This is a genomic window from Alteromonas sp. 009811495 (assembly GCF_028865455.1).
Classification (GTDB): Bacteria; Pseudomonadota; Gammaproteobacteria; order Enterobacterales; family Alteromonadaceae; genus Alteromonas.
Window position 1 is genome coordinate 4,235,042 of sequence record NZ_CP113972.1, and the last position, 13,299, is coordinate 4,248,340.

Below are 13,299 nucleotides of genomic sequence, written 5' to 3' on the forward strand. Positions count from 1 at the left end.
GTCCTAGCCTCTGGCAACAAGTGGCAGTATGCGATCAGCAACCAGTTGCTGCGTAATGTCATCGCGTTCATGTGCGGTAACCACAACAACCAAGTCAAAATCAGGTACTAACAGAATATACATTCCGCCACCACCTTGGGCAGAAAACGCATAGTGTTTTTTACCGTTATGCTCAATGTCAGTGCCCCACCAGAAAAACCCATAGCCTTGGTGCGAAACAAGCTCTCCGCCCCCATAAATATCATCATCACCTGTGATAATTTGTCGTTGCGTGGCCTGGTCTAAGTATTCAGGTGAAATTAGCTGCTGATTATTCCACTTACCGTTATTGCTCACTAACAAACCAAGCTTAAGCATATCCCTTGCGGTTACGCTTACCTTCCAACCAGATTCGGGTAAACCACTTGGTGCCGTGCGCCAATGGTAATTAGTGATACCCAGTTTGCCGAACAATTCTTTGTCGATAAACGTTTTGGCAGAACCTGGTACCACGGCTTCTATGACCTGCATTACAAATTGAGGGCCAGTACCGTATTTAAACGTTTGGCTTTCATCAGTAATAGGTGCGCTATCTTCTAAAATAGCTTGGATATGACCCTGCCCCTGAATACGTGCTGTATCTTGCTCCATGGCCTCCCAGCCGTCTTCGCTTATCACAATGCCTGTGGTCATAGTAAGCGCATGCCGCAAGGTTATTTTCTCGGCCCCGTCCACTAGCTTACTGCGATCAACTTTGCCTAAAAAACTTAATACCGGTTTGTCTAAATCGTCCATGCTTAAATAGCCCATTTGTATGACACGACCTAACGCCAGAGAGGTATAGCTTTTAGTTGCTGATGATTGCGGATGTGACAGGTCAACCCGTCCACGCTTAAAGTACGACTCAAACACTAACTTGCCGTTTTGAGCAATTAGCATACTGTCATATTTACCGTATTTACCTGTTGAGATTTCTTCAGCGAGCGTGACAATTTCCTTTGTATTAATACCGGCTTTAGCAAGGGTACTAACGGGTAAATTGTCATCTAACACCACGGGCGAAACCGCTATATAGGGTGAAGGCAACTCTGGAATATCCATAAATCGCTTTTCTATTTCAGGCATTCGCCAGTGCACTATTTGCGCTTCTTCTTTTGTAGCCATAGGCGGCATTAGTTGCTTATTTCCCGCAAAAGAGGGAGCTAAACTGCTAACACCCAACACACACATTAGTGCAAACATCCCGCGTGTTTTCGCTGTCATGGTTTTTTCCTTTTTCATGGATGCGCCTTCACAGTAGTGCAAAGGCGATGGGTAAAATGGCGCGGCACTTAACAAATTCACACCGTGTTGCAGCGCAGCCGGTTAGTAACATGGCAAAACGTGATTTTTGATACATGAAAAAGTGCTGATTTTTTGCTGATTTATGCGTGTTCAGCAAACATCTTATTCTTATCAACAGCTTATAGTGATACGGTATTGCCAGCGAAAACGCATTGCTAAGCACAATGCGATAATTATTGATTGGTTAGATTGCGTATGACGGAACGATATTGGATTGGTGGCTTTTTTGTTGATGTGCCCCGAAACCAAATTACTCACAATAAACAAGCCCAAACACTGCCACCCAAAGCGCTCGCCGTTTTAACCTATTTAGCCGAGCGCCAAGGTGAGGTGGTAAGCCAAGACGAGCTATTAACCAATGTGTGGAAGGGTACTGTGGTGTCACCCAACACGCTGCAACGATGTATCGCGCAATTAAGAAAAGCATTTGGCGATGATGGCAAAGTGCAGAGCTTTATAAAAACCCACGCTAAAAAAGGCTATAGCCTAGAATCGGATATTCGATGGGAAAACGCGCTAACACCCAATAAGCCAACTTCGTCACCTGCAGTTCATGAAATATCGGATAAACAAGCCCTGTCATCAGCGACTACCTTAGATAGCAAAAAGCCTGTTCGTTTGTTACCCGCCGCCTTCGCGTGTGTTGTCGCGGTGATAGTTACTATTGTCGCATTCTTGCCTTCCTCTGATCCTAAGCATGTACTTCAAATAGATGACATCCGCTTGCTGACCTCAACCGACAACAGAGAACTGGCCAGCACTTACTCACCGGATGGGCAGTATATTGTATTTCAGCGGTTTCCTGAGGTGATGTGTCAGAGTCACTTATGGGCAAAGCATATTGAAACTCAACAAGAATTTCAGCTAACACAAGCGCTTGGCTCCTACGGCAGTTTAGCGTTTTCTCACGATGGAACTTCACTTACTTTCGTTAAAGAAAACAACTGTACTGCACCTGTACAGCAGAAGAAGTGCTTCCACCTGCAGTCTCTTGACTTTGATAAGGCATTGTCAGGCCCCCAAGCACCAACAACACTGATGGAGTGTAAAAATACGGAAATTAAAAGCCCTATTTGGTTAGATGGTGACACCATTGCATTACTGCAAAAAACGCAAGAACGATGGCGACTTATTCGCTATGTAATAAGTGAAAACGCGAGCTCACCACTGTATGACGTTGCTAACGGTAGCATTGTATCTTTCGATTTCGCGGCGCATGACAACACTATCGCGCTTACCACCGTGCACGAGAAAGGTATTCTCCATATAGAAAAACTGAGTATCAACGGGGAATTGCTTTCAAGTACGCCCATTGACTATCAAGGCGTTATTCCGCCCTATAGTTATATCTACCCCAATGTCATGCCAGAGCAAGCTGACCTTATCTTCAGTACCGGAAAGCAGCTTTTTACCGTGGATTTTGATGGCACTATTAATCGCATTACTATGCCTTTGACAGACGCGATAGGCACACCAATTTTCCATCCTTTTGAAAAGAAAATGCTGGCCATAAAAGGCCATTACGACAGTGATATTGTAGCGGTCCCTATGGCGCAGTTTGCCGCTTACAACACGGCACTTGAAACACAACCCGATAGGGATGACGTACAGACTACTGACATCAATTTTTACACGCTTATACGCTCGATTCAGGAGGAAAATAGAGCGAAGTATCAACCTAATGGTTCACTTATTGCCTACTCGTCAGAAGGTGACGGCACATCGCAAGTGTGGACAGCAGAAGTGCACACACAAAGTGCAAGCTTTCCTCACTCAGGCAAGCCCTTTAGCCATTTTCCCACTAATAGTTACGTGCGCGATGTGCTGTGGTCAAAAGATGGCAACAGTATGCTAATTAATGCGTCATCTGAATTAAAGCACAGGTATTTAAGCGGGTTCGAGCCGGGCACCGAAACTAGCATTGAACTTGATTACCCCGTGCGCAATTTGTTTCATTGGGATAGCGAGCAACAAACCATACTTGCCAATATTCTTTACCAAGGCGTGCTGACTTTTGTCAGTATCGACCTGACCACAGGTGCTTTCACTCCACTTTCAGACAACGCGGTAACGTGGGCGGTCAAAACAGAGAGTGACGCACTTATTTTCACCGATGCAATGGGACGATTTTGGCAAGTGGGTAGCATTGAAAATACCCTTATTAGTGAATTGGAACACCAAGGCAGCGATAAACATTTTATCGCTAAGGGTAATACGTTGTATGGCATTAACGATGACTTTCAGTTGTGGCGATATACCCTTGAAAACGGTGCATTTGAGTTACTGGGGCAATTACCAGATACCGTCGATTACATTACCGACATTAATGACAATGCCATTTTACTCACTCTTAGAGTTGCGGCGAGAAAAGATGTGGTTGAATTAACTCTGCAGTAAGAAAGCAAGGGCATCACAAGTAAATCAGCAATAAATCAGCGACACATCAAGCTTCTTTCCTACGTGGGCGTACATTAGAAGGCCAATTATTCAGGTCAATTACTGTACTTTCATTATGTTAAGGAAAAGCTTTATGCGTTTTATGTTTTTTACGTGGCTAGCGTTAATGCCCTTTTTTGCTATAGCAGAGTTCGCTGCCTCTGCCCCCTATGAAATGCCGAGAACTCATGCGCACCCAATCGAAAACAAAGTAACTGGCGGTCACTACACACTATACATAAAACTACCCGATGCGTATCACACCAAAACAGAAGAAAGCGACCAAGCATTATCTGATGTAAAGCCGCTAAAGCACTACCCGGTTATTTATACCACTGACGCCGTATGGCATATGGACTTGCTGTCGGGTGTAACAGAGTTTCTTTTACCTGATGTAATTTTGGTGGGTATTTCCTGGCAACACAATATGCCAACCGACCTTGATTATGGTGAAAGAAGAGCCTTTGCTAGTCGCTTCAAAGACTATTCATTTGTACCGCACGACAAACCTGATATACAAGCCAAATACCAGTTCGGGCAAGGCGATAAGCACCTTCGCTTTATACAGCAAGACATTATTCCCTACATAGAAGAGCACTACCGCACATTGCCAGATGAAAGAGCCTACTTAGGTTACTCGATGGGCGCTGAGTTTGGTGGGTTCATACTACTTAGCGCACCCACTACTTTTAACTACTATCTATTGGGTAGCCCTTCACTCGATACCACAAGTCTTAGTTTTTTGAAGACGTTGAAATATGAAGCATCAACACAAAACCCAATTCACACAGATGTGTTTGTGTCGATTGGTGAATTAGAAACAGCCAGAATGGCACTCACCAACGAATTTGTTGAGTTGCTCGAACATTACGAAGCGCAGGGAGTTAATGTAGAACAACTAAGCGTAATTTCAGATAGCGATCACACCAGTGCGGTGCCCGATACATTTTCGCAAGGAATTAGGTGGTTAGGGGTAAAGTTAAGCGAGAAGCAGTAGATACAAAAAAGGCGCTAACTCATCGAGTAGCGCCTTTCTTTTAAGCGTTAAGCTTGGGGGATGATTACATCATGCCGAGAAAATACACTTGCAGCCCTCTTTCCTGTTGACTTTCAGTTAGTTATGGAAACAATACTGTCTACATTGTTGGCTACATTACGCAATGATATGAGCAAGAAGACAGACACAAAGCACCTAAAGTTACGCGGAAATATCTGGTGGTATCAACGCCGCGTTCCCAAACACCTAATAAACCACTATCCAGACCAATCTTTCATACAAGTAAGCCTCGATACTGGCGACATTCGTGAGGCGCGCAGAAAGCGAGACATCTTGAATGGTGAGCTCGAGAGCAAAGCCCTAAGAACAACTGTGAGTACCGAAAGTCAGCGGTTTAGAGAGCTGGTTCGAGAGATGAAGCGAGACAGAAAGAACCATCCAGATGTATGGGACTTAGCTATTTATCCAGAAGAGCTTCGGAAACAGGGTAGAATACTAGAGCTTGAAGCTTACATGACTGCTAATGGCGCAAGAGACTTCAGCAGTAAATATAAAATGCGCATATCTGAGGCCGCCAAGATGTGGAAGGAAGATTGGGGAAAGGATAAGACGGTAGACACATTAAATAAGGTGAATAAGGCCGTTACTGACTTCAGCAGATTCTGTTTCAAGCGGTTTGACTGGATTGACCAAGCTGACATTGCACTTGATGATATCAGCAGGAAGATGGTGTACCAGTACATCAAGCATTTGGAGAAGTCATACAAGAAAGCAACTGTACAAGCAAAGGTAAGTAGGCTAAAAGTGGTTTGGGAGTTTGCAGAAACGATGGAGGAAGTTCAGGGCGCTAACCCCTTTTCTGGCCATAAGTACTCATCAGCAGAAGAACATCAAACTGAGAAACGCGAACCTTTCACTACTGATGAGGTGAAGCTAATTCGTTCACATAACTGGGAAAAGCCAGTCTATAAGTTGCTAGTGGAGCTGGGTATTTATTCGGGCTGCCGCATCAGTGAGTTGTGTAATCTCAGGAAAAGGCATGTGGTTGTGGATGAGGGCATCATCGCTATTAACATTGAGAAAGGTAAGACTAAGGCTGCTACTCGCACAGTACCTTTGCCAGACTTCATTGGTGAGCAGCTACTTAAGCACATTGAAAGGAAGCAGGAGGAAGACCTAGTTATTGGTATTGGCAGTAAAACAGCAAGCCGGACTTTCTCTAGCTTCAAAACTAAGCACGTTACTAAAAACAAGCTTAAAGGCTTTCACTCATTCAGACATATGTACATCACAGCTATGGAACGAGCAGGTATTGAAGAAAATATCACGGCTCAAATAGTGGGTCATGAAAGGGGCAAGACGATGTCATACGGCTACTATTCAAAAGGCCATGAGTTGAAGAAGTTGAAGGAGGCAGCTGACAAAGCAATTGGCTATTTGAGCGTATGATGTCTATGAGCATGCCCCCAAAAAAGGTGAAATAGTAATAACCTAAACCAACACTCCACTTTCTAGGCTAGAAAACGGGCACTGCTACGTGAATTCTGATGACTAACCACCAGTTAAACTCAACCCATTCACGTAGCTCTCGCTATATCAGGTCGACCAAGGAGCTTAATGCTATCGAAGTTGGTATTGCGGCGATAAAAAGGAATGTCCCCAGGCAACCTGACGTTTCACTTTTTGCAACTTCCTTAGGTTTGGCGCGTGTTGAAGTATTGGGTTTGGGCGCTGGCGTTGCTGCTGGCTTAACAATATCAAGTTTGGCTTTTAGTAGCTCTTCAGCTTTTTTGTAGGCCATAGTTCTTTCACTGCCGCCTTGAACAGTATAACCATCAGGTGTTGTCCACTTACCAAACCATATCAGGTCTCTACCGTTGTAGCGCCTGACTGACTTTATAATGCTATCGTCTTCAATAAGCTCATCGACTATTGACTGTATTGCCGCATCATCTGGTGATTCTATAGGCACATTAAGCTTGCCCTTAACCAATTGACGGTAGATGCGATAGGTGAACCAACTGAGCATATCGCGTTCATTACCAGTTTCTGTAAGGTGAGCCTGAATGCTGTCAAACAGAGTTTTCTTACCGGTATACTTCGTGAATTGTACGCCGTAACGTTCAGCAAACTTACGGTGTCTCTCCGTTGCTACTTTGTCACGCTCTTCTTCATTGGTCAGCAAACTACTAAGTTCAGCGCCAGTGACACCTTCAGGAATCTTCAAGCCTATCCCATTGGCATATTCCAGCTGCATTTCAGTAGGCGGCTCGGGCGGCAGTTCAGTGATTGATTCAGCCTCAGTTCCGTCTTTATAAGCTAATTGTCGGGCTTCTTCTTCACTTGAAGCTCTGTAGACTTTCTTCCGTTTACGACCAGTGGTAATTCCAAGACCTTGCACTTCGTATTGGGCCATTACACTTCACATCCATGTTAGAGTATTTTAGATACAGAGTAGGGTGTTAGTAGCTTCGTGACAATACTGAGCTGGATAAAAAACAACCAGAGCAAAATTATTGAAAAAATATGAGAGGGCAATCAACAATGAAGCTCAGTCAATATCCCCCCCTAGGGTACTTGTGCGGGATATTCGAGGCATCCTGTTGATTTGTGTCCTACCCTTTACACTTTTCTAATAATAGCCTCAATCAAAATTGCCGTCCTCGCTCTGAGCATCCAAGCAGCTACAAGTCCAATAATAAAAATTACATACCAAGTATTTATGGCTGTACTTCGGTATAGACCGATTACATCATCAAGAAAGTAATACACTAGAGTTTCTCGTATTCTACTTTCCCAAAAGTCCATGGTCTCAATCGCTCTTGAAAAATTTATTACTAGAAGGTCATGGAACCACATAAAACACCACACTATGCCAAAGTTAACACCAAGACCAATAAACAAATTCTTCTTCATACATCCTCCTGAATTGTGGTAGGTGCATGATATTAATAAATATTCCCATGTCAATTACAGCGTTTAGTTACAAGGGAGTGTCCACAAAAGTAAACTTTTTTGAACTTACCTATTGACCGTTCACTTACCGTTCATTATCTTATTGGTCACTTAACCTTTAGACTTTATTGAACAGGATGGATTTATCATGACAGGTCAACTTATCGGTTACGCACGAGTATCTACCACAGGCCAGAAGCTAGACGTTCAGTTAGACGCATTGAAGGCGAAAGGCTGCGTTAAGATTTACCAAGAGAAGCGCTCAGGTAAGACAGCAGACCGTCCAGAGTTAGAGAAGATGCTTGATTACGTACGTGAAGGTGAAGCTATTGTTGTGACCAAGCTAGACCGTTTAGGTCGTTCTGTGGCTGACCTAGCGAATATCTCGAAGTTACTCGATGATAAAGGCGTAGGTCTCATTGTGATTGACCAAGGCATCGACACGACAACACCACACGGCAAGCTAATGTTCCACATGATTGCTGCTGTAGCTGAGTTCGAGTTGTCTCTACGTTACGAAAGACAGATGGAAGGCATCGCTAAGGCGCAAGAGAAAGGCGTTAAGTTTGGGCGTAAGAAATCTGTAGACCGTGAGAGAGTCCACCAGCTACGAGAAGAAGGCTTGAGCATGGCTAAGATTGCTGAAGAATTAAGCTGTAGTAAGGGAGCGGTGCATAAGATAATCAGTGAGTTCATTAAGCAAAATAATAAACCGAGTAAATTCGAAATATAAAGCCAAGGATTCATGTGGTCTACTACTCCTCTGTTAGACATCTTCAGCACTATCACAACGGCGCCTCACGCCTAACTGTTTGAGGCTCTGTAAAGCCCTCTCAGATCGAGTTATCTCACCTAATGCAATCGTATTAATTGTACCCAGAAAGGCTCGTAGAAAGCCGTTGTCGATCTGTGATGAGGCTTTGTATCCGCACTTCTCGCTTATCGGTTGGTTAGACCCAATGACCATAAAATCCCTCCAAAAAATTAGAATTAGCCAATATAGCGCGAGCCCTTTAAATTCAAGGGATACACGACTCCCTGACCATGGGAGGGGGAAGCGAAAAGTTAACACAATCACTTATTTTGTGTTTAGCCGTTCGTTTCTCATACCCTGTTTTGTCAATCCAAACTATTCGGTGACTGACTATCAATCAGTTATCACCTTTAATTCAATCAATTCAACTTCCCCTGACTGTCTTCTCTGTCTCTTAGTCCTGCCTTAGACGTGTCTGAGGTGCATCCATCCATCAATTAACCTATAACGATAACTTGGTTAGTTATTGGTAAATACAACCCAAAAGCGACTTAGCGACAGACGAGGAGACCACCAGCAGCACTATAGGGGGGAATAAGACAAGGAGAACGCTTATGAACCAACTGATGGTTACACCACAAGAAAACTTCCAGTGGACACAAGCCCTCAAGGGAAAGTCCAATACACCAAATGCAAACCCAATATTCACCTTCCCACTAAGAACCCATAAGGGAGTAGATTCACAGTTTACCGACTGGCTCACTGAACAGCTGACACAAGGGCGACAACGTATTACCAAGCCAACAATCCAAGCGGTTAAGTGTATAGCTGTCAATCTTGCCTGTGCGATGAACTTAGGCGCCGATACAGGTTTCGTATACTCGCTAGGTAAGCGCCTAAAAGCTATCCCGAAGAGATTTCGTAGGGAGCCTTACAGCAGAGACACGATGAACACCTTGCTGGCGCAAGGAGAACAGCTAGGCTTGATTAAGATTGAGCGAGGATTCAAAAGCGAGAACTACACGTCTGGCATTCCGTCACTTATTCTCCCCACTGAGACTTGTATCAATCAAGCTCGCCTTATGGAAGCACATGAGGTAACTGACATCTCTGTTCCTATCGACCCGCTCATTCTTCGCAACAATCCTTATGATTACGTTAACTACAGCGACGAACCAAGCACTCTTCGTATGAGAAAGTCGATAATGGAACATAATGAGGTACGTACAAGTTACAACTGGGTATATACATCTGAAGACAACAGAACCATTCAACTATCGCAGTCTGACCTCTCATGCAGACGGATATTCAAAGGGCAATGGTGCATTGGTGGCAGGTTTTACTGTGATGCGCAGAACCTACCTCAAGTTGTCAGAAGCACCATTACGATTAATGGAGAGCCTTGTGTTGAACTTGACTACAAGTCGATGCACCCTCGCCTTCTGTATCATTTATCAGGCGCAGAAGCTCCTAGTGATTGCTACGACATCGAAGGAGTAACAAGAGACAAAGTTAAAAAGATAGCCTTGATTGCGACCAGTACCAGCAGCAAAAACCAAGCAGTCAGAGCTGTATCTTTCCACCTTAAAGTCAACGCTAAAAAGGCGGGTAGCCTTCTAGGGATGTTTGAAGCCAGACATAAGGCTATTTCAGACTTACTTTACCGCAATGCTTGGCAAACACTTCAGAATATCGATAGCAAGATTGCAAATGATGTTATGGATTCATTAACGCAAGAAGCTATTCCTGTGATTCCTGTTCATGACAGCTTTATAGTTCCTGAGTCAAAAGCTCAGCAGTTACGTCAAGCTATGCACGAACAGTATGAAATAAATACGGGGATGGAGGCATCTATAGCCTGATAACACCTAAGGGAAAGGACTCCCAATAATGGCTTGACTTTGTATTGAATGAGCACTTGTTATAATGTTGTCAGAAGGATTAGCAGACACGGATTACAGTTATGGGCTCGATTGAAGCTCTTCCAGGTGATTATGGACATATCATTACCTACGCTTTGATTTTCGCAGTCATATCGTTGCTAGTGTTTTCACTATTAAAATCTCGCGAGCTAAAGTCAGAGCTCAACAAAGTCAAATCTCACCTTCAAGACTCGAAGCAAAGAACAACAGAGCTGCTTGATAAGTACCAACCGATAAGCTCTATTGAGACTCGTGTGAAGGAACTTAATGCCGAGTCAGAAGTAATCACATCAAACATTCAGGCGCTTCGGGCGTCTTATGCGACTAAACGAAAACTATTTGACGAACTTGAAAGAGAGTTGGCTGTATTCGATGAAAAAATCGAGCTGTCCACATTGGGGTACTATGAGCCTCATTTCGACTTTGGAACTTCAGATAGATTCAAAGCTGAGATTACTGCTGTGCGCGAGCGGCAGAAAGATATGCTTAAAGCCAAACAAGCTGCCGTTTGTCATACTGAGTGGAAAGTTAATAACAGTGCCAGAGAAGGTCAAACGATGACAAATAGAGCACTCAAACTAACGCTAAGAGCTTTCAATAATGAATGTGACGCAGCAGTATCAAACGTGAGATGGAATAATATACGTAGAATGGAAGAGCGATTAACTAAAGCCAGAGAAGCCATAGATAAGCTCAACAAGTCTAACAATATTCAAATAGCGGAGTCTTATTTCCAGCTAAAGTTACAAGAACTCAGGCTCACTTACGAATATGCTGAGAAACTAAGACAAGAGAAGGAAGACCGAGCCGAAGCTAGACGGCAACTCAGGGAAGAACAACAACTTATAAAAGAGCAAGAGGCAGCAGAAAGAGAGCAACATAAATACGAAGAACTTGTAGCTAAAGCCAATGATAGAGCTAATAAAGCTACTGGTGACGAGCTAGAGCGCTTAAAGTCTGAACTTGAAGAACTTGAGGCACAACTTAGTGAGGCAAGAGCAAAATCAGAACGAGCTCTTTCAATGGCTCAACAGACTAAATCCGGTTACGTTTATATCATTAGCAATATTGGTTCATTTGGTGATGGAGTATTCAAAATTGGGATGACCAGAAGACTTGAGCCCCTCGACCGTGTGCGTGAACTTGGAGACGCCAGTGTACCGTTCACTTTTGATGTTCATGCTCTTATTTACTCCGAGGATGCGCCAGCACTTGAAGCTGAACTGCATCGTCATTTCAATGAGCATCGGATAAACCTAGTAAACAACCGTAAAGAGTTTTTCAGAGTAGACTTAGCTGAACTGAAAGGCAAACTTGAAGAGTTAAAGCCTGATGTAGAATTTCTGACTGATGCAGAAGCGCAGGACTATCATCAAAGTTTACTCCTATACAAAGACGCACAAAATATTGGCTCAGCCGCCACTACAAGATTGCCCAATGAAATTTAGCTCTGAGAAAGAGATACGGGAACACTTATTAAACCAAATAACAATTTAACTAAAACAAGAAATTCACATGAAAGGGAGTATTTGTGTCCGATTTAACGTTTAAAACTCGTGATGAATACAACAGAAAACCTATCGCCGAATCAATAACACGACTCATCGAATCTAATTTGGACATTACACCTTTGGTAATTGATGGGGGCTGGGGAACTGGCAAGTCCGAGTTTTGCAAGAAGTTAATCGCGCTTGTAAAAGAGGAAGACAAGTTTGAAACAGTTTACATAGATGCTTTTCAAGCTGACCATGCGAACGAGCCACTATTAAGTCTTATCGCTGCATTAGCTTCCATAATGCCAGAAAGCGAGAAAAAGACTTTTATCCAAAAGGCTATTCCGGCGATAAAGAGCAGTACAAAAATAGTTCTTAAAGCAGCTGTTTCTCATGTTTTGAGGCAAGACATGGCAGACGCCGTAGAGGAGTTTGACAAAGATATAAGTAAAGCTTCGGACAAGGCCATTGATTCCGCAGTTGATCGACTTATTCATTGCCACGTTAATGCGAAGGAAAATCTAGAACAATTGAAAAGTGTGCTAAGGAAAGCGGCAGAGAAGAAACAGTTAATTGTGTTCATTGACGAACTGGATAGATGCAAACCCAATTACGCGCTAGAGACTCTAGAACTCATCAAGCACACGTTTGACATAAAGGGGATTCACTTTGTTCTAGTCACCAACTTGGAGCAAATAAGAGCTTCTGTTAATCACTGCTATGGTCAAGGTGTAGATGCACAGAGGTATCTAGAGAAATTTATAAAGTTCACCGTCAAACTACCTCTACTAACTGAAATATCGGAACCACTGAAAACACACGTTAGCAAGAAGCACTTTAAAGAACTAACAGGAACTAATGAGCTTTTAACTCAATCAAAAGAGCTATATTCGAGCTTTGTAGCCCTTTCGGAACGCGCCATCGACTGTCATAACTATTCACTGAGAGAAATTGAGACCCTAGTTAGGTATATAGAAATTTATTACCAACTCTCGGTAAATCAGTTGGACTATCAAGGCCGACATGGAGATGCCTTATTGACCGCATTTGGAGTGATTACTTACGCTCTCGAACCAGCGTTAGCAGAATCAATATATAACGGTAAAGCAACTGTTAATAATGTAATGGATTTTTTCAGAGTTTTTCACCTAGTTCCATCTAAGCAAATGGGTAATAAGAGACATGAAATAATTACGTTCATAGCGAGAATGGAGTTGCCTTTTGACAATGCTGATGACCTTAATATTTCAAACCCAGACCAATTCAAAGAAAAGGTTGACCAACTTTTTATAAGTACTCAGTTAGTTGATGAAAGTAAAAAATTCGGACTAGCATCTAAAGCTATTGGCGTTCTCAAACTAACGGGAAAGCAATAGAGACAAAAAAGGCGCTGAGTCTAAACCCAACGCCTTTCTCAAA

The 13,299-nt window shown here is 43.2% G+C and carries 10 protein-coding genes; 7 read left to right on the forward strand and 3 right to left on the reverse strand.

Translation table 11 applies throughout. The features are described 5' to 3' along the window. Positions 1 to 3: 3 nt before the first annotated feature. On the reverse strand, positions 4 to 1,260 hold the full coding sequence (locus OZ660_RS18925) for a serine hydrolase domain-containing protein (RefSeq protein ID WP_274742024.1): 1,257 nt from the start codon (positions 1,258 to 1,260) through the stop codon (positions 4 to 6). A 258-nt stretch (positions 1,261 to 1,518) separates the two neighbouring features. Here OZ660_RS18925 and OZ660_RS18930 point away from each other — a divergent pair, with 258 nt between their 5' ends. The 3 genes from OZ660_RS18930 to OZ660_RS18940 all read left to right on the forward strand — a co-directional run bounded on the left by OZ660_RS18930 (position 1,519) and on the right by OZ660_RS18940 (position 6,205). After that, positions 1,519 to 3,720, forward strand: a complete 2,202-nt coding sequence (locus OZ660_RS18930; protein WP_274742025.1) for a winged helix-turn-helix domain-containing protein — start codon at positions 1,519 to 1,521, stop codon at positions 3,718 to 3,720. A 133-nt stretch (positions 3,721 to 3,853) separates the two neighbouring features. Beyond that, positions 3,854 to 4,756: an alpha/beta hydrolase gene (locus tag OZ660_RS18935; RefSeq protein ID WP_274742026.1), complete on the forward strand. Its 903-nt coding sequence runs from the start codon at positions 3,854 to 3,856 to the stop codon at positions 4,754 to 4,756. A 60-nt stretch (positions 4,757 to 4,816) separates the two neighbouring features. Continuing rightward, positions 4,817 to 6,205, forward strand: coding sequence for a tyrosine-type recombinase/integrase (locus tag OZ660_RS18940; RefSeq protein WP_274742027.1), 1,389 nt, complete (start codon positions 4,817 to 4,819; stop codon positions 6,203 to 6,205). A gap of 142 nt (positions 6,206 to 6,347) precedes the next feature. Here the strand turns inward: OZ660_RS18940 and OZ660_RS18945 are convergent, their stop codons facing one another. Further along, complete coding sequence (locus tag OZ660_RS18945) at positions 6,348 to 7,172, reverse strand: hypothetical protein (protein ID WP_274742028.1); 825 nt, start codon at positions 7,170 to 7,172, stop codon at positions 6,348 to 6,350. Between the two features lie 206 nt (positions 7,173 to 7,378). Then, positions 7,379 to 7,672, reverse strand: a complete 294-nt coding sequence (locus OZ660_RS18950) for a hypothetical protein (RefSeq protein WP_274742029.1) — start codon at positions 7,670 to 7,672, stop codon at positions 7,379 to 7,381. A 187-nt stretch (positions 7,673 to 7,859) separates the two neighbouring features. Here OZ660_RS18950 and OZ660_RS18955 point away from each other — a divergent pair, with 187 nt between their 5' ends. The 4 genes from OZ660_RS18955 (at position 7,860) to OZ660_RS18970 (ending at position 13,256) form a co-directional block, all read left to right on the forward strand. Further along, complete coding sequence (locus tag OZ660_RS18955) at positions 7,860 to 8,444, forward strand: recombinase family protein (RefSeq protein ID WP_274742030.1); 585 nt, start codon at positions 7,860 to 7,862, stop codon at positions 8,442 to 8,444. Positions 8,445 to 9,079: 635 nt separating this feature from the next. Further along, the gene (locus OZ660_RS18960) at positions 9,080 to 10,327 is read left to right on the forward strand and encodes a hypothetical protein (protein ID WP_274742031.1); all 1,248 of its coding nucleotides are present in this window, start codon (positions 9,080 to 9,082) and stop codon (positions 10,325 to 10,327) included. Positions 10,328 to 10,428: 101 nt separating this feature from the next. Then, complete coding sequence (locus tag OZ660_RS18965) at positions 10,429 to 11,835, forward strand: DUF4041 domain-containing protein (protein ID WP_274742032.1); 1,407 nt, start codon at positions 10,429 to 10,431, stop codon at positions 11,833 to 11,835. An 83-nt stretch (positions 11,836 to 11,918) separates the two neighbouring features. Then, positions 11,919 to 13,256: a KAP family P-loop NTPase fold protein gene (locus tag OZ660_RS18970; RefSeq protein ID WP_274742033.1), complete on the forward strand. Its 1,338-nt coding sequence runs from the start codon at positions 11,919 to 11,921 to the stop codon at positions 13,254 to 13,256. Positions 13,257 to 13,299 lie beyond the last annotated feature (43 nt).

Coding starts and splice junctions, on each gene's coding strand:
- OZ660_RS18945 (WP_274742028.1), bottom strand. CDS start 7,172: ATGGCCCAATACGAAGTGCAAGGTCTTGGAATTACCACTGGTCGTAAA.
- OZ660_RS18925 (WP_274742024.1), bottom strand. CDS start 1,260: ATGAAAAAGGAAAAAACCATGACAGCGAAAACACGCGGGATGTTTGCA.
- OZ660_RS18950 (WP_274742029.1), bottom strand. CDS start 7,672: ATGAAGAAGAATTTGTTTATTGGTCTTGGTGTTAACTTTGGCATAGTG.
- OZ660_RS18965 (WP_274742032.1), top strand. CDS start 10,429: ATGGGCTCGATTGAAGCTCTTCCAGGTGATTATGGACATATCATTACC.
- OZ660_RS18935 (WP_274742026.1), top strand. CDS start 3,854: ATGCGTTTTATGTTTTTTACGTGGCTAGCGTTAATGCCCTTTTTTGCT.
- OZ660_RS18955 (WP_274742030.1), top strand. CDS start 7,860: ATGACAGGTCAACTTATCGGTTACGCACGAGTATCTACCACAGGCCAG.
- OZ660_RS18940 (WP_274742027.1), top strand. CDS start 4,817: ATGATTACATCATGCCGAGAAAATACACTTGCAGCCCTCTTTCCTGTT.
- OZ660_RS18960 (WP_274742031.1), top strand. CDS start 9,080: ATGAACCAACTGATGGTTACACCACAAGAAAACTTCCAGTGGACACAA.
- OZ660_RS18930 (WP_274742025.1), top strand. CDS start 1,519: ATGACGGAACGATATTGGATTGGTGGCTTTTTTGTTGATGTGCCCCGA.